The organism is Pseudomonas sp. 05N434 (assembly GCF_056396965.1).
In genome coordinates this window covers 1-16,881 of record NZ_JBFTMK010000115.1, presented here as the reverse complement: position 1 = coordinate 16,881, position 16,881 = coordinate 1, and the positions used below count along the sequence as shown (strand labels likewise).

The following is a 16,881-nucleotide window of genomic DNA, read 5'->3' as shown; positions in this document are numbered from 1 at the left end:
CCTTTGTGGCGAGGGGGCTTGCCCCCGTTCGGCTGCGAAGCAGTCGTAAAACCATTGTTCTCGGTGTACCTGATACACCTCGATTGCAGGTTTTGGGGCTGCTTCGCAACCCAGCGGGAGCAAGCTCCCTCGCCACAGAAAGGTCCGACCGCTTGGGGTTTTGTGTTTAAAGGTATGTCAGCAGGAACGGTGTGAGGCTACACAGTCGTGCGTCGCTGCCTACAGCAATGCCGGAAGCCACTGACTGGTGCGCTTTTGAGCTGATCTTTATCGTTTGTGTGTCGCTGCCAATTCAGCGACCGGGACTGGAAACCCCGATGAGTTACTGGCGCCAAAGCGCCCTTCATAACGTATGCTTGCGCACCTTTCAAAGTGTGCACTCCGTTATGGCGGCTGTGCGCGGGAGACCTTCGGGTCGACCGGGTTGCCGTACCCCGGGTTTCCAGCCTGCGTACAGCTGTCACCCCTTCGTCTTGGAAACCGAATGGGCCAGCTCCAACCCTATACGGTGATTCACTATGTTCAAAGCTACTCCCAATCCCCCGGAAACCGGCGTCGATTCCCAAGCATCACTCGATGCAGAAAAAATGAAGGAAGCCGCCGACCGCGCCTTCTCCCATTACTTCCCTCCGCTCCACGAAAAACCGGCCAAACGTACCTGACACACATCGATGACAGGTTTTGGGGCCGCTTCGCGACCCAGCGGGAGCAAGCTCCCTCGCCACAGGGTCCGGTCAGACCAGACCCGCATTCACAAGCAGGTCTTCCAGCGCGAGCAAGTCAGGCACCTTGGCCACTTGCTCCCCCACCTGCACCGCCGCCTTCTCCAGCGAACACAACGGCACGTCAACATAACTCAACTGACTGTCGAGCTTGTAAGAACGCGGAATCCCCTGCACCAGCAGCGCAATGAACTTCAACTCAGGCCGCCCGCCAAGGGCATTGAGGATGACGATCCGCGCCCGTTCCCCGATCACCACTTTGTTGCCACACGCCGACTCGAAACTGAGCAGTGGAATCTGCCGTTCGCGCCAGGTCACCCGCCCCAGGTACCACGGCGGTGTATCGAGATCGAAAGCCCCCGGCTGATAGTCGATGAGTTCGGCGACGGCGACGTTGGGCAGGATCAGGTTGCGGTCGGCCAGGGGCAGCAGCAAACCGGTGAGGTTGCTGGAGCGGTGCTCATGCATGGGTTTTGCTCCAGCGGGCGATGCTGTCGAGCAGCACCGATTCCTGATACGGCTTGCCGAGGTAGTCGTTGACGCCGATGGCCATGGCGCGGTCGCGGTGTTTTTGACCCGTGCGGGAGGTGATCATGATGATCGGCAGATGCTGCAAGCGTTCGTCGGCGCGCACTTGGGTCGCCACTTCGAAGCCGTCCATGCGTGGCATTTCGATGTCCAGCAGCATCAGGTCGGGCATGTGTTCTTCCAGCAGCAACATGGCGTCGACACCGTCCTTGGCGGTCAGCACGTTCATGCCGTGGCGTTCCAGTAGACGACTGGTGACCTTGCGCACGGTGACCGAATCGTCGACCACCAGCACCAGCAACGGCCGTTGCGCCTCGGGCTCGACGTCCTGTGTCACCGGTCGTTGCGGCACCTGCGCTTGCATCGCGCGGATCGGCGCCAGCAAGTCGAGAATCAGCACCACCCGACCATCGCCGAGAATCGTCGCACCGGACAAACCCTGCACTGCGGCAAATTGCGGGCCGAGGCTTTTGACCACGATTTCCCGGGTGCCGGCCATGGCGTCCACCTGCACCGCAACGTGCCGTTCGTTGCACTGCACCAGCAATACCGGCAACGGCAGGCTCTGGCCCAGCAGTTTCGGGCGGGTACTGGTTTTCAGCAGATCGCCGAGGTAGCACAGCTCATAGCGTTGCCCGGCGTATTCGTAGCTCGGTGGATCGAGCCGGTAGTGCCCTTCGAGTTCGTTGGGCAGCACGCGAACGATGCCGTCGATGGTGTTCAGCGGGATCGCATATTGATCCTCCCCGCACTGCACCATCAGCGCGCGGTTGACCGACACGGTGAACGGCAGGCGAATCCGGAAATGCACGCCCTGCCCCGACGTCGAGTCGATGCTCATGGTCCCGCCGAGCTGCCGGACTTCTTCGTGAACCACGTCCATGCCGACGCCACGCCCGGAGATCTGGGTGATTTTCTCGGCGGTGGAAAACCCCGGTTGCAGGATGAATTGCAGCACGTCGCGATCGCTGATGTCGCTGTCCGGGGCGAGCAAGCCGCGCTTGATCGCCTTGCGCCGCACGGCGTCCAGCGGCACGCCGGCACCGTCGTCGCAGATGTCGAAAATGATGTCGCCGCCCTCTCTCGACAAGTCGAGGGTGATCTTGCCCTGGGCCGGTTTACCGGCCGCGATCCGCACCTCGGCCGATTCCAGCCCATGGTCAACGGCGTTGCGCARCATGTGTTCCAGCGGCGCGGCCATGCGCTCGAGGACATTGCGGTCCATCTCGCCTTCGGCGTTGCCGACGATGAACTCCACATCCTTGCCCAGCTCGCTGGAAACCTGACGGACGATGCGCTTCAAACGCGGCAGCATTCGCTCGAACGGCACCATGCGCGTGCGCATCAGGCCTTCCTGCAATTCGGTGTTGATGCGGCCCTGCTGTTGCAGCAGGTTTTCCGCATCCTGATTGCGCCGGTCGAGGGTTTCCTTGAGGTCAAGCAGGTCGGAGGCGGACTCGAACAATGCCCGCGACAGCTGTTGCAACTGCGAGTGGCGGTCCATCTCCAGCGGGTCGAACTCTTCATAACCCAGGCGCTCGGCCTCGACTTGCTGACGGCTGAGAATCCGCCCCTGGGTTTCGGTATCGAGGCGGCGCAACTGGTCGCGCATGCGCTCGATGGTGGTTTCCATTTCGCTCAGGGCCACCCGCGCATCGTTGACCTGTTGTTCGATACGGCCACGGAAGATCGAAGTCTCCCCGGCCAGGTTGACCAGGTCGTCGAGCAACTCCGCCGAGACCTTGACCGTGTCGGCGCCTTCGGGTTGCAACGCGGCTGGCTCGGCTTTGGGCGCTGCGGGCATCGCCACCGGTGTCGGTGTTTCGGGCACCGCCGGGTGGCTGAAATTCTTGATCGCCTCGATCAGCTGATCGGCCGGTGGAAGTGGCTGACCGGCGCGAGTGGCGTCGAGCATCTGCGCCAGTCGGTCATGGCTGCTTTGCAACAGCGTGAACAGCGCCGCGGTCGGTTGCAGCGCGCCAGCGGACAAGCCTTCGTAGAGGAATTCCAGCTCATGGGCCAGGTCGCCGATCGGCGCGATTTCCACCATTCGCGCGCCACCCTTGAGGGTATGCAGGTCGCGCAGCAGGGTTTCCACTTCCTGACGATTCGAAGGCTCGGCCTGCCAGCGCAACAGCGCCGCGCCGGAGTTTTCGATGATGTCGAAACCTTCTTCGAGGAAGATTTCCAGAAGCTCGGGATCATGCCCCGGCGAGTCGTTGCTGGCCGCCGGTTCGATCACCTCGGCACTGCCGGCATTACCCAGACGAAACTCACGAATGGCCTCGATCAATTCGCCCGGATCGCCCAACGGACGGTTGTGCTGCAACTGTTCGAGGAACACGGCCAGTCGGTCATGGCTCTGTTGCAGCAACTGCGCCAGCGCTTCGCTGTGGCTGTAACGGCGGTCCACCAGGCCTTCGTAAAGGCTTTCCAGTTCATGGGCCAGATCGCCGACCGGCTCGACCTCGGCCATCCGCGCACCGCCCTTGAGGGTGTGCAAATCGCGCTGTAAAGACAGTAGCGGCGCGGCGTTTTCCGGGTCGCTCAACCAGCGTTGCAAGGCCTGGCCGGCGCTTTCAAGGATATCCACCGCTTCCTCAAGAAAGATCGAAACGATTTCGTCGTCCAGATCCACCTCAGTCGCGGCCTGCTCCAGCTCGGCCGTGGCGCTGCCCAGTTCTCGAATACTCAGGGTGCGGCTGCCATCACTGCGAATCAGGCCCATGGCGGATGGGTCGAGACTCTCATCCAGCAAGTCGCGCAAGGCCCGCACCCGCTGCGGTTGCGCAGTGACTTCCTGGCCGGCAGCCAGTTCATCGAGCATGTTGATCAGCGCTTCGTGGGCACTTTGTGCTTCGTGGAAGAACCTGTCGCTGACCGCCAGGCTGCTTTCTTCCACAGCGCCATAGAGATCGAGCAAGGCTTCACAGAGTTCATCCACCGGATGCAGGTCGGCCAGGTGCGCGCCTTCGCCGAGTGTCGTCAATTCGTCCAGCAGTGCGCTGAGTTCCTGGCGCTCGCCGGGATGCTGCTGCCAGCGCTGCAACAGGCTTTCGGCGTCCAGCAGGATGTCCATGCCCTGGGCGAGGAAGTTGTTGATCAGTTGCGGGTCGCGTTTGATCCGCAGCCCCGTGCCGGGCGCGCTCGACAGACTTTGCAAATGTTCGGCCAGCAATGTCCGGGTGCGTTCAATCAACGAACGGGCGCCGGGGATTTCGGCCAGCGGGTCGCTCTTGAGCTGTCGCAGCCCCAGGCGGAACAAGCCTTCGGCTTCCAGCAGCAACTCGACTTCGTCCAGGTCGAGGGCAATCCGGTGCGCCTTGTACTCCCGGGCCAGTTGATCCAGCGACGCCGCCAGCTCGGCAATCGGCAGCACGCCGGCCATCGACGCGCTGCCCTTGAGGGTGTGCAAGGCTCGCTGCAACTCGTCACTGGCCTGCAGCGGTACGTGCTCGGCAGCCTGATCGAGGAAGCGATTGAGGCTGTTCAAATGGGTTTCGGCTTCGTTGCGGAAGATCTCCAGCAACAGCGGATCGAGCGCCGCGACATCCTGCGCGTCCTCATCGGACAGCGGTTCATAACCCTTGGCGAGGGCATGGGCGCGGGCGGCCAATTGATCGACATCGTTGCGCTGGCGCTGGGCGTTGGYGGCGAACTCGGCCACCAGTTCCGGCAGCAACTTCAGCGCGTCGCCCACCAGTTGCTGCACTGCAGGCAAAGGTGCAACGCTGTGTTCAAGCACGCGGTTGAGCAGGTTTTCCACCGCCCAGGCCAGCTCGCCCAGCACCAACGCGCGGACCATCCGGCCACTGCCCTTGAGGGTGTGGAAGGCGCGGCGTAATTCACTCAAAACCGATGTGCTGTCGGGATTGGCCGACCAGCGCGGCAGGTACTCCTGGAGGATTTCCAGAACTTCGTCGGTTTCTTCGAGGAAGACTTCCCGCAGTTCATCGTCCACCGGTTGTTCATCGGCGGGCGGCGGCAACAGACTACCGGGCATCGTCAGTGCCGGCGGGTTGACGGACGACACCGGGCTGGCCAGTACATCGGCCAACGACTGGACGGTTTCGGGGTCGTCCAGCTCCTGCATGTCCTGCATCACCAGGGCTTCACTGGGGCTGAGCACATCCTCAAGCTTCGGCACGTGCTGTTCGCTGGGGAAACAGCCGAGTGCGGCCAGGCCTTTTTCCGCAACGTCGAGCAGTTGTTCACCGGGCGCTTCGGGGTCGTCGCTGAGACGCTCCAGGTAATACTCGATGCTGGTGATGACGTCAGCCAGGCTGTCCAGTTGCTGCCAGCCGGGCTGCCCCGGGTCCACCAATAGATGCTCGCGGATGAAACCGTTACAGGCCTCGACCAGGCTCGCCGCGCGGGCCAACGGAATCATCGCCAGCGCACCGCGCACTTGGGTCAGCAATGCCGGCAACGGTTGCAAATGCTGACGGTCCCAGTCGGCGTCGATGTAGTCGACGATCATGTCCTTGGCCTGCTGCAGGCAGATGCGCGCTTCCTTGATCACGATCTGGTGGATCTGCGTCAGGTCGGTGGTCGGCAGACGGCTGTCTTCCTGGCTTTCCGGCTCCACGGTGCCGACCATGCCGGCCAGGGTCGCTTCGACGTAGAGCAAGGCCCCGGCGACGTCCATGAGGGTCGCGTCGTTAGGTTCGCGCTGGCCCTGGGCGAGGCTCAGCACCACCGCCAGTTGATCGATGATGACCTTGCGCGGCTGGCCGAAACCGAGCACCGCCAGGGTGTCGGAGATTTGCCGCAGCGGCGCCAGCAGGCTTTCGAGGTCCGAGGTGCGCTGGCGGTCGCTGCGCACGAACAGRTCCAGGCGCTCCTTGACCCGCACCAGCTCTTCGCACAACGCCGCCAATACCGAACGCATGGCATCGCGATCAGGGCCGGCCAGCCTCGCCCGTTCTTCATCGACCATCGCACTGTCGGGTAGCGCGTCGTCCAGTGAGTAGCGATCTTTCATGGTCAGCATCTGCCCGGTGGGGTGTTCGGCCTTGGCAATATAGAACAACAAACTCTTGAGCAGCTCTGGCGGTGCCGGTTGATTGATCGCGGGCATGCCTTGCTCGAGCAGACGCTTGAGCTCTTTGTCGGCCTCCTTGAACAGGCTGCGCAACGCGGGGCTGTTGGCGATCGAGCCATTGCGCATGCCTTCGACCAGCGCCGAAGCGACGTGCCATAACGGGCTCAGCGGCGCATTGCCGCACAGCCCTTCAAGGCGTGCAAAAACCCTGGCCAGGTAAGCCAAGTGGGTTTCGTCATCCTGCTCGCGCAGCAAGCCGACCAGCGCCATCTGCAGCATTTGCCGCAACTTGCGCAGCACATTCGGCAAGTCGGACGGTTCCAGCAGCGCCAGGGCCTCTTCGCTCAGGGGCGGCAGTTCCGGAAGTTGCGGGCTGAACAGGCTGGTTTCCGACAACAGGCTTTCGCCACGGGCACTGCGCAGGTCGTTGATCAGCGGCAACACCACCAGCGGCAGGTCACGCCGGGCGCCTTGCACCCGGTCGAGGTAAGTCGGCAATTGCCCCAGGGCATGCAGCAGCAGACGAATGGCCTCGTCGCGATGGCTGATGCGGTTCTGCTGTAAGGCGCTGGTCAGTTGCTCGATCTCTTCGGCGAGCAGCGCCGCGCCGTAGAACTCGACCATCTGCAAACTGCCGTGCACCTGATGGACACAGGCCAGGCACTCACTCAGCGCGTGCGTCGCCTGCGGGTCGTCGATCAGGGTTTCGATCGCCCGATGAGCCTGCTTCAGCGTTTCGGCAATCTCGCCCTTGACCCATTCGAGGGCCACATAGTCGTGCCGATCACCCATAACTACTCCAATCAAATGCATACGCCCTGAGGCGGTTCAAGCGTTGTCCGCAGCTTGCGCAGGCTTGGCCGGCAAGGTGAAACCGGACACCGAACGCCGCAGCTGGCTGGCCATTTTCGCCAGGTTGCCAATGCTCTCGGCAGTGGCGGTGGAGCCGGACGAGGTCTGCGTGGTGATCTGCTGGATCACGTTCATCGTCAGGGAAATCTGGCCGGCCGAAGACGTCTGTTGCTGCGCGGCGTTGGAAATACTCTGGATCAATGCCGCGAGGGTCTTCGATACGCCTTCGATTTCTTCCAGGGCCACTCCGGCATCCTGCGCCAGACGCGCGCCGCGCACCACTTCGGTGGTGGTCTGCTCCATGGAAATCACCGCTTCGTTGGTGTCGGTCTGAATTGCCCGCACCAGCGTTTCGATCTGCCGGGTCGCCGCGGACGAGCGCTCGGCCAGCCGCTGTACTTCGTCGGCCACCACCGCAAAACCGCGCCCGGCGTCACCGGCCATGGACGCCTGAATGGCCGCGTTGAGGGCGAGGATGTTGGTCTGATCGGCAATGTCATCGATCAGGCTGACAATGTCGCCGATTTCCTGAGAAGACTCACCGAGGCGCTTGATGCGCTTGGCGGTGTCCTGGATCTGTTCGCGAATATTGTCCATGCCGTGGATGGTGTTGTGCACCACTTCGTTGCCCTTGTTGGCAATTTCCACCGAGCGCTCGGCCACCGCTGAGGATTCGGCGGCATTGGCCGAGACCTGATCGATGGACTCGGCCATGTCGTTGATCGCCATGGAGGCTTCGGAAATCTGCTGCGCCTGATGCTCCGAGGCCTGGGCCAGGTGCATCGCGGTGGCCTGGGTTTCCTGCACGGCGGCGGCGACCTGGCCGGCGGTGAGGTTGATGGTCGCCACCAGATCGCGCAACTGGTCGACGGAATAGTTGATCGAGTCGGCGATGGTCCCGGTGAAGTCTTCGGTCACCGAGGCGGTCACGGTCAGGTCACCGTCGGCCAGGTCTTCAATTTCGTCCAGCAGGCGCATGATCGCGCTCTGATTGCGCTCGTTCTTCTCAGCGGTTTCACGCAACTGACGGTTGGTTTCGCGCACCATCACCAGGCCAATGAGAATGATCGACATCAACGCGAGCAAACCCAGCACGTAGCCGCCGATGGTATCGGTGTTGCGCCCGCCGGCGAGGTTTTCGAAACGGCTGGCCAAGTGCGAAGCTTCATCGAGCAGGGTTTGCGACAGGGTAAAAATGTTGCTGGCCGATTCGCGGACCTTGAACAGCTCCGGCGAGGTTTCGAGGATTTCGTCCACCGAACCCGAGACGAATTCGAACAGTTCGGAAATCTCGGTCAACCGGGCACGGGCATCGCGGTCTTCGACCTGGCTGATTTTCAGCGCCGCATTGCCCTGAAGCATGCCGTTGAGCACCTGGCCAAAACGCGCCGCATCGCGACCGAAGGCGTCGGCGGCCTGCTGCGAGTTTTCGTCGCCGGACAGCACGGTGTTCACTGCACCGAGAATCCGCTCGGCCAGCAGCGACTGACGCTGGGCCATCGCCACCTGAGCGGCCGGGGCGCCACGTTGCAGGAGGGTTTCGACGACCTTTTCGTACTCGACCTGCAATTGCGGCACGGTTTCGGCCAGCGTCGCGGCGACTTGATGCAATGACAACACGGTCTGTTCGCTGGAGAGAATGGCGTCGGTGTTTTTCAGCAGCCGCTCCCAATCCAGCTGTACCGCGCGCATTTCCGGGCGCACGGTGGACGGTGCCGGCGGCAGGCCGGTGGAGGGATCGCCTTTCTTCAGATAGCCCCAACGCAGGGCGAAGTCGTTGCGCGCATCGCTGAGCAACTTGAACGCCGCGGCCTTGCCAGCGGCGGCTTCGGTGGCGTTCTTGGCGATGCGTTGCGACAGCACCCGCAGCTCACCGGCGTGGCCGATGTACTGCTTGTCGTAATTCGCCTGGGTGTTGAGGTACGCGAAGTTGGCGAACAGCAGCATGATGAAGATGATCAGCGCGATGAACAGCACGATGATCTGCGACCGGCTGCGCGACCCTTCCGGCGTACCTGCGTTTGCTTTAATCATCGGTCCTCGCCTGTCCTGCCCAATTCAACCTACTCCCCGGCTACAGCGCTACATTCATGAAACCTTGCGACTGCGCCAACGCAAACGGGCTGAACACCTGCCAATTCTGTTCACGCTGAAAGCGGCCTTTGACGAACGGCGCGATCGGCCCCTGCAGCTCGTCCATGGGCACCGGCTCCAGGCTGTCCTGGGCAAAGTGCTGCAAGCCGAAGACCTCATCGACCAGCAACCCGGCGAACACGTCGTTGTGCTCCACCACCAGTATCCGCCGCTGCTTGCGCAGGGCCGACAGTTCATGGCCGGCCTCATAACCATAAAAGAAGCCGTACACATCCATGATCGGCAGCAGCCGCCCACGCAGGTTCGCTACGCCCTTGACCCAGGGCTTGACCCCCGGCATTTGGGTAACGCGCGGTTCGTGCAGGACTTCGCTGACTTCGCCCATGGGCGCGACGTACCCGTGCTCGCCCAAGCGAAAACCGATGCCGCTCCAGCTGTCCTGTCGAGTCGGCTGGGACGGCAGGTCCGCCGCCAGCAGACGACAACGTTGATCAATCTGCAGCAGCAGTTCGAAGGCCGTCAGCGACTCGGTCATGGCCGGACGATCAACCGGCCAGCACGTTGTTCAGCGTCTTGATCAGGGTGTCTTCATCGACCGGTTTGGTCAGGTAGTCCTTGGCGCCCTGGCGCGTGCCCCAGACTTTGTCGGTTTCCTGATCCTTGGTGGTGATGATGATCACCGGGATGTGCCCGGTTTCCGGGTCTTTGGTCAGCTGACGGGTCGCCTGGAAACCATTGAGGCCGGGCATGACGATGTCCATCAGTACCGCGTCGGGTTTTTCCTGACGGGCCAGGGCCACGCCGTCGGCGCCGTTTTCGGCTTTCAACACTTCATGACCGTGCTTTTCGAGCATGCCGGTCAGTTTGTACATTTCGGTCGGCGAATCATCGACGATCAGAATACGTGCCATGGTCTTCCCCATTCTTGTCGACGCAAGGCCCACTGGCCGAGCGTCACTGTGCGTGTCCTACTGCGGCGAAACGACAGCAAAGCCCGGTACGTGGGCCTGAATCGCGTTCAGCAGTTCTTCCTTGCTGAAAGGCTTGGTCAAAAACTGGTCGGAGCCGACGATCCGCCCCTTGGCCTTGTCGAACAACCCGTCCCTGGACGACAGCATAATCACTGGCGTGGACTTGAACGCACTGTTGTTCTTGATCAACGCGCAGGTCTGATAGCCATCCAGACGCGGCATCATGATGTCGACAAAGATGATGCCTGGGTGATTGTCGGCAATCTTGGCCAGGGCATCGAAACCATCGATTGCGGTGATGACTTCACAGCCCACGTTTTTCAACAGCGTTTCGGCGGTGCGACGAATCGTTTTCGAATCATCGATCACCATGACCTTCAAGGCGCTGGAATGCTGTTCCATAGGGGCTCTACCGTCGCCTTTGTGAATCAATTTGTCCGTTTGCGGCCCGAAACCCTTGATACTCAAGGGCCAAGACGGCATGGCAGCCTTTTTAGCACAGTCTCCCCGTCCAATCTATCGGGTGACCTGTGCGGTGGTTTTTCCTTGACCGGGAACCCACTCAGCGCCACTCTGACGCCACGCGCGGATGCGTCCGCTGAAAGTCTTCGCCGACCCGCACAAGTGGTTCGAGCTGGGCGCCGAATCCGACGCACTGCTGAGCGACCTGGACGTGATTCTGATGCGCAAGGATCCGCCGTTCGACATGGAGTTCGTCTACTCCACTTACCTGCTGGAGCAAGCCGAGAACGCTGGCGTGCTGGTGGTCAACAAGCCGCAAAGCCTGCGTGACTGCAACGAGAAGCTGTTCGCCACGCTGTTCCCGCAGTGCACGCCGCCGACCATCGTCAGCCGTCGCCCGGACGTGTTGCGTGAATTCGCCGACCATCACGGTGACGTGATCCTCAAGCCGCTGGACGGCATGGGCGGTTCGTCGATCTTCCGTCATACCGCCGGCCACCCGAACCTGTCGGTGATTCTTGAAACCCTGACCCTGCATGGCAAACAGCAGATCATGATCCAGGGCTACCTGCCGGCGATCGTTGATGGCGACAAGCGCATCCTGATGATCGACGGCGAGCCTGTGGATTATTGCCTGGCGCGGATTCCAGCAGCAGGCGAAACCCGTGGCAACCTCGCCGCCGGTGGCCGTGGCGAAGCCCGACCGCTGACCGAGAAAGATCGCTGGATCGCCGCGCAAGTCGGCCCGACCCTGCGCGAGAAGGGCTTGCTGTTCGTCGGTCTCGACGTGATCGGTGAGCACCTGACCGAAATCAACGTCACCAGCCCGACCTGCATTCGCGAGATCGATAACGCGTTCGGCACCGACATCGGCGGCCAGTTGATGGATGCCATCGATCAGAAGCTCAAGGCTCGTTGATCGAGAACAGCCAAGAGACAACCAACATTGCGTTATCATCGCCGGCCTGTAAAAAACGCGATGTTGGTTTTCTTGTCATGACACTCCCGTCCGATCTGCCCCCTGAACTCGCCCATCGTGGCGTGCGCCCGGCCGATCGCCTCGGTTTTACCCTGTTTCTCGCGGCACTGATTCACCTGGCCTTGCTGTTGGGCGTCGGGTTCACCATGGTCGAACCCAAGCAAATCAGCAAAACCCTGGAAATCACCCTCGCCACCTTCAAAAGCGAAACCAAGCCGAAAAAAGCCGATTTCCTCGCTCAAGAGAATCAGCAAGGCAGCGGCACCACCTTCGACAGCTCACAGTTGTCCAGCGACATCGCCAGCCTGGAAGCGGAACTGGCCAACGAGCAACAGCTGTACGCCAAACGCCCGCGCATCCACCGCTTGAGCGCCGCGTCGACCATGCGCGACAAGGGTGCCTGGTACAAGGATGAATGGCGCAAGAAGGTCGAACGCATCGGCAACCTCAACTACCCCGACGAGGCCCGACGCAAACAGATTTATGGCAATTTGCGCCTGATGGTCTCGATCAACCGCGACGGCTCGCTGTATGAAGTATTGGTGCTGGAATCGTCCGGCCAACCGCTGCTGGATCAGGCGGCGCAGCGCATCGTGCGGCTGGCCGCGCCGTTCGCACCGTTTACCGGGGATCTGTCGGACATCGACCGCCTGGAAATCATCCGCACCTGGAGGTTTGCGCGCGGGGACCGGTTGTCCAGTAATTAGCCGGAAGATTTGCAGTGATCGAGCCAATGCCTTCGCGGGCAAGCCCGGATCAAAAAGACACCTGCACAGGCATTTCCTGTGCATCCTCAGCTTGTCAGTTCGCCCCTCCAACGCCACACTAGCGCTCATGAAGAACGTCAGCCCCAGCTACCTCAAGCATCACTTCCTGATCGCCATGCCCCACATGGCCGACCCGAACTTTGCGCACACCTTGACCTACATCGTCGAGCACACGGCCAATGGTGCCATGGGGCTGGTGGTCAACCGTCCGCAGGACCTGAACCTGGCCGATATCCTCGAGCAATTGCGCCCCGATATCGAACCGCCAGTGCTCTGCCAGCACGTGCCGATCTTTATCGGCGGCCCGGTGCAAACCGATCGCGGCTTTGTCCTGCACCCGTCGGGAAAAACCTATCAGGCTACCGTTGATCTGGATGGCGAGTTGTCGCTGTCGACCTCCCAAGACGTGCTGTTCGCCATCGCCGATGGCGTCGGCCCCGCGAAAAGTTTGATCACCCTCGGCTATGCCGGTTGGGAAGCCGGGCAACTGGAAGCCGAACTGGCCGACAACGCCTGGCTGACTTGCCCGTTCCATGCCGACATCCTGTTCAACACCAGCAGCGAGTTACGTCTCGAAGCGGCGGCCAAGCACCTGGGTATCAACCTCAGCCTGCTCACCAGCCAGGCGGGGCACGCCTGATGGCCCTGCGGCTGATTCTGGGTTTCGACTACGGCACCAAGCAGATCGGCGTTGCGGTCGGCCAGGTGATTACCGGCCAGGCCCGCGAGCTGTGCACCTTGAAGGCACAAAATGGCATTCCCGACTGGAATCAGGTCGAAGCCCTGATCAAAGAGTGGAAACCCGACGCCGTGGTGGTCGGCCTGCCGTTGAACATGGACGGCACGCCCAGCGACATGTGCCTGCGGGCCGAAAAATTCGCCCGGCGCCTGAACGGCCGCTACAACCTGCCCTTCTATACTCACGACGAGCGCCTGACCACCTTCGAGGCCAAAGGCGAACGCCTGGTCCGTGGCGGCCAGAAGGGCAGTTACCGCGACAACCCGGTCGATGCCATCGCCGCCGCCCTGCTACTGCAAGGCTGGCTCGACGAAAACACCGCACTGTTCGAATCCTCAAGCACCTGATCCTGACGAGTCGCTGCGCGTCTCTTTTAGCTACAACCCGAGCCCCCACCCAGGCGCTCTACCCCAAAAGCAGGGCTCGGGACCAAGAAGGAGCAAACCATGAGCCTGCCTAATCCCGCCGAACTGATCAGCCAGATGGCGATCCGTCTCAAGGCTTACCTGGAAAACCGTGGCATCAGCGAACCGCGTTATATCGGTATTCGGACCGGTGGCATCTGGGTCGCTCAGGCGTTGCTCAAGGAGTTGGGCAGCGACGCGCCGCTGGGCACCCTTGATGTGTCCTTCTACCGCGACGACTTCAGCCAGAGCGGCCTGCACCCGCAAGTACGCCCTTCGGCGCTGCCCTTCGAGATCGAAGGCCAGCATCTGGTGCTGATCGACGACGTACTGATGAGTGGTCGGACCATCCGCGCCGCGATGAACGAACTGTTCGACTACGGTCGCCCGGCCAGCGTGACGCTGGTGTGCCTGCTGGACCTGGACGCCGCTGAGCTGCCGATCCGCCCGAATATAGTCGGAGCGACCCTGTCACTGGCGGCCCACGAACGGGTGAAGTTGTCCGGTCCGGAACTCAAGCTCGAACTGCAAGACCTCGCCCTTTAATTCGCCCTATTGAGAGTCCCCCTCGCGATGACGCCTCTAGAAACCAAGCGCCCGCTGCAGCTCAATGATCAGGGCCAGCTACGCCACTTCCTCTCGCTCGACGGTTTGCGCCGCGAGCTGCTGACGGAAATCCTCGACACCGCCGACTCGTTCCTCGAAGTCGGCGCCCGGGCGGTGAAGAAAGTCCCGTTGTTGCGCGGCAAGACCGTGTGCAATGTGTTCTTCGAGAACYCCACCCGCACCCGCACCACCTTCGAACTGGCGGCCCAGCGGCTGTCGGCCGACGTGATCACCCTGAACGTATCCACGTCATCGGCGAGCAAGGGCGAAACCCTGCTCGACACCCTGCGCAACCTCGAAGCCATGGCCGCCGACATGTTCGTCGTGCGTCACGGTGATTCCGGCGCGGCGCACTTCATTGCCGAACATGTCTGCCCGCAAGTGGCGATCATCAACGGTGGCGACGGCCGTCACGCGCACCCGACCCAGGGCATGCTCGACATGCTCACCATTCGTCGGCACAAGGGTGGCTTCGAAAACCTCTCGGTGGCCATCGTCGGCGACATCCTGCACTCGCGGGTGGCGCGCTCGAACATGCTGGCCCTGAAAACCCTCGGCTGCCCGGACATCCGCGTGATCGCGCCGAAAACCCTGCTGCCGATCGGCATCGAGCAATACGGTGTGAAGGTCTACACCGACATGACCGAAGGCCTGAAAGACGTCGACGTGGTGATCATGCTGCGCTTGCAGCGTGAGCGCATGACCGGCGGCCTGCTGCCGAGTGAAGGCGAGTTCTACCGCCTGTTCGGCCTGACCACCGCGCGCCTGGCCGGTGCCAAACCCGATGCCATCGTGATGCACCCTGGGCCGATCAATCGTGGGGTGGAGATTGAGTCGGCGGTGGCCGACGGTCCGCACTCGGTGATTCTCAACCAGGTGACCTACGGCATCGCGATTCGTATGGCCGTGCTGTCCATGGCCATGAGCGGGCAAACAGCCCAGCGCCAATTCGAGCAGGAGAACGCCCAGTGAAGCTCAGCATTCTCGGCGCACGCGTTATCGATCCGGCCAGCGGCCTGGATCAAGTGACTGACATCCATGTTGAAGCCTGCAAGATCGTCGCCCTTGGCGCCGCTCCGGCCGGTTTTGTTGCCGTCGACACCATCGACGCCAAGGGCCTGGTGGCCGCCCCGGGCCTGGTTGACCTGAACGTTGCCCTGCGCGAGCCGGGCTACAGCCGCAAAGGCTCGATCGCCAGCGAAACCCGCGCAGCTGCCGCCGGCGGCGTGACCAGCCTGTGCTGCCCGCCGAAAACCAAACCGGTGCTGGACACCTCGGCCGTGGCCGAATTGATCCTCGACCGTGCTCGTGAGGCCGGCAACACCAAAGTCTTCCCGATCGGCGCCCTGAGCAAAGGCCTGGACGGCGAGCAGCTGGCCGAACTGGTCGCCTTGCGCGATGCCGGCTGCGTGGCCTTCGGCAATGGCCTGGAGAGCTTCCGCAACACCCGCACCCTGTGCCGGGCGCTGGAGTACGCGGCGACGTTCGACCTGACGGTGATTTTCAACTCGCAGGATCACGACTTGGCCGAAGGTGGCCTGGCCCATGAAGGCCCGACCGCAAGCTTCCTCGGTCTGCCGGGCATTCCGGAAACCGCCGAAACCGTGGCCCTGGCCCGGGATCTGCTGCTGGTCGAGCAAAGCGGCGTACGTGCGCACTTCAGCCAGCTCACCAGCGCGCGCGGCGTAGCGCTGATCGCTCAGGCCCAGGCTCGCGGGCTGAAGGTCACGGCGGATGTGGCGTTGTATCAACTGATCCTCACCGACGAAGCGCTGATCGACTTCAGCAGCCTCTATCACGTCCAGCCGCCGCTGCGCACCCGCGCCGACCGCGACGGCCTGCGGGCAGCGGTGAAGTCCGGTGTGGTATCCGCCATCTCCAGCCATCACCAGCCCCATGAGCGCGACGCCAAGCTGGCACCGTTCGGCGCGACCGAACCGGGCATCAGCAGCGTTGAACTGCTGCTGCCGCTGGCGATGACCTTGGTGGAAGACGGTTTGCTCGACCTGCCGACGCTGTTGGCACGCCTGAGTGCCGGCCCTGCCGAGGCGTTGCGCCTGCCGGCAGGGAAATTGGCAGTAGGAGGCGCGGCAGACATCGTGCTGTTTGACCCGACGGCCTCGACCGTGGCCGGTGAAACCTGGCTGTCCAAGGGCGAAAACTGCCCGTTCATTGGCCACAGCCTGCCGGGCGTGGTGCGTTATACCCTGGTGGATGGGCGGATCAGCCACCAGGCGTAAAACCCTGTTGCGAGGGAGCTTGCTCCCTCGCCACTACTTACTGGAAGGCGCCTCTGTTCTGCGCGTTACGAATTGAAATCTGATCGTTCAGCGTCCAGAAGTCATACAACACCCCCAGAAAGAACAACCCGCCCGTGACCAGGTACAGCAACCCGCTGATCCACTTCCCCTGATACATCCGGTGTACGCCGAATACCCCAAGGAACGTCAGCAGAATCCACGCGACGTTGTATTCGATGGGGCCGGCGGTAAAGCGCAGGTCTGCTTCACGATCCATGGCCGGAATCAGGAACACGTCGATCAACCAGCCAATACCCAGCAGGCCCAAGGTCAAAAACCAGATCGTCCCGGTCACAGGCTTGCCGTAATAGAAGCGGTGAGCCCCGGTAAAACCGAAAATCCACAGCAGGTAACCGATCACTTTGCTGTGCGTGTCTTGTTGTGAAACGGGTTGTCGATAGGTGTTCATGGAT

General features: G+C 62.0%; 14 protein-coding genes and 1 pseudogene. 8 read left to right on the top strand and 7 right to left on the bottom strand.

Annotated features, from left to right (window positions below; all coding sequences use genetic code 11):
* Positions 1 to 518: 518 nt before the first annotated feature.
* On the top strand, positions 519 to 662 hold the full coding sequence (locus AC1DLB_RS10245) for a hypothetical protein (RefSeq protein WP_477784955.1): 144 nt from the start codon (positions 519 to 521) through the stop codon (positions 660 to 662).
* A gap of 72 nt (positions 663 to 734) precedes the next feature.
* Here the strand turns inward: AC1DLB_RS10245 and AC1DLB_RS10240 are convergent, their stop codons facing one another.
* The 6 genes from AC1DLB_RS10240 to pilG are packed head-to-tail and all read right to left on the bottom strand — an operon-like array spanning position 735 to position 10,613.
* Complete coding sequence (locus AC1DLB_RS10240; RefSeq protein ID WP_018928719.1) at positions 735 to 1,190, bottom strand: chemotaxis protein CheW; 456 nt, start codon at positions 1,188 to 1,190, stop codon at positions 735 to 737.
* Positions 1,183 to 7,086: an Hpt domain-containing protein gene (locus AC1DLB_RS10235; RefSeq protein ID WP_477784954.1), complete on the bottom strand. Its 5,904-nt coding sequence runs from the start codon at positions 7,084 to 7,086 to the stop codon at positions 1,183 to 1,185. Before AC1DLB_RS10235 ends, AC1DLB_RS10240 begins: the two co-directional genes overlap by 8 nt.
* A 36-nt stretch (positions 7,087 to 7,122) precedes the next feature.
* Positions 7,123 to 9,180: a methyl-accepting chemotaxis protein gene (locus AC1DLB_RS10230; RefSeq protein WP_018928717.1), complete on the bottom strand. Its 2,058-nt coding sequence runs from the start codon at positions 9,178 to 9,180 to the stop codon at positions 7,123 to 7,125.
* Positions 9,181 to 9,220: 40 nt separating this feature from the next.
* On the bottom strand, positions 9,221 to 9,775 hold the full coding sequence (locus AC1DLB_RS10225; protein ID WP_018928716.1) for a chemotaxis protein CheW: 555 nt from the start codon (positions 9,773 to 9,775) through the stop codon (positions 9,221 to 9,223).
* A gap of 10 nt (positions 9,776 to 9,785) precedes the next feature.
* Positions 9,786 to 10,151, bottom strand: a complete 366-nt coding sequence (gene pilH / locus AC1DLB_RS10220; protein ID WP_007897961.1) for a twitching motility response regulator PilH — start codon at positions 10,149 to 10,151, stop codon at positions 9,786 to 9,788.
* A gap of 57 nt (positions 10,152 to 10,208) precedes the next feature.
* On the bottom strand, positions 10,209 to 10,613 hold the full coding sequence (pilG, locus tag AC1DLB_RS10215) for a twitching motility response regulator PilG (RefSeq protein ID WP_007897954.1): 405 nt from the start codon (positions 10,611 to 10,613) through the stop codon (positions 10,209 to 10,211).
* Positions 10,614 to 10,797: 184 nt separating this feature from the next.
* On the opposite strand from pilG, the pseudogene gshB reads away from it, so the two are divergent.
* From gshB to AC1DLB_RS10180, 7 genes and pseudogenes are all read left to right on the top strand, one after another.
* Positions 10,798 to 11,592 (top strand): annotated as a pseudogene (gene gshB, locus AC1DLB_RS10210) (glutathione synthase); the annotation flags it as partial.
* A 77-nt stretch (positions 11,593 to 11,669) separates the two neighbouring features.
* Complete coding sequence (locus AC1DLB_RS10205) at positions 11,670 to 12,359, top strand: energy transducer TonB (RefSeq protein WP_477784953.1); 690 nt, start codon at positions 11,670 to 11,672, stop codon at positions 12,357 to 12,359.
* 127 nt (positions 12,360 to 12,486) lie between these two features.
* Positions 12,487 to 13,059 carry a YqgE/AlgH family protein gene (locus AC1DLB_RS10200; RefSeq protein WP_018928713.1) on the top strand — a complete coding sequence of 191 codons (573 nt, stop codon included), beginning with the start codon at positions 12,487 to 12,489 and terminating at the stop codon, positions 13,057 to 13,059.
* A complete protein-coding gene (gene ruvX / locus AC1DLB_RS10195; protein WP_018928712.1) occupies positions 13,059 to 13,505 on the top strand; it encodes a Holliday junction resolvase RuvX in 447 nt (148 codons plus the stop codon). Before AC1DLB_RS10200 ends, ruvX begins: the two co-directional genes overlap by 1 nt.
* A gap of 99 nt (positions 13,506 to 13,604) precedes the next feature.
* A complete protein-coding gene (pyrR, locus tag AC1DLB_RS10190) occupies positions 13,605 to 14,108 on the top strand; it encodes a bifunctional pyr operon transcriptional regulator/uracil phosphoribosyltransferase PyrR (RefSeq protein WP_018928711.1) in 504 nt (167 codons plus the stop codon).
* A gap of 27 nt (positions 14,109 to 14,135) precedes the next feature.
* Positions 14,136 to 15,140, top strand: coding sequence for an aspartate carbamoyltransferase catalytic subunit (locus AC1DLB_RS10185; protein WP_477784952.1), 1,005 nt, complete (start codon positions 14,136 to 14,138; stop codon positions 15,138 to 15,140).
* A complete protein-coding gene (locus AC1DLB_RS10180; protein ID WP_018928710.1) occupies positions 15,137 to 16,408 on the top strand; it encodes a dihydroorotase in 1,272 nt (423 codons plus the stop codon). Before AC1DLB_RS10185 ends, AC1DLB_RS10180 begins: the two co-directional genes overlap by 4 nt.
* 37 nt (positions 16,409 to 16,445) lie before the next feature.
* On the opposite strand, the gene AC1DLB_RS10175 is transcribed toward AC1DLB_RS10180, so the two are convergent.
* Positions 16,446 to 16,877 (bottom strand): NINE protein, encoded by a 432-nt coding sequence (locus tag AC1DLB_RS10175; RefSeq protein ID WP_018928709.1) that lies wholly within the window; start codon positions 16,875 to 16,877, stop codon positions 16,446 to 16,448.
* Positions 16,878 to 16,881 lie beyond the last annotated feature (4 nt).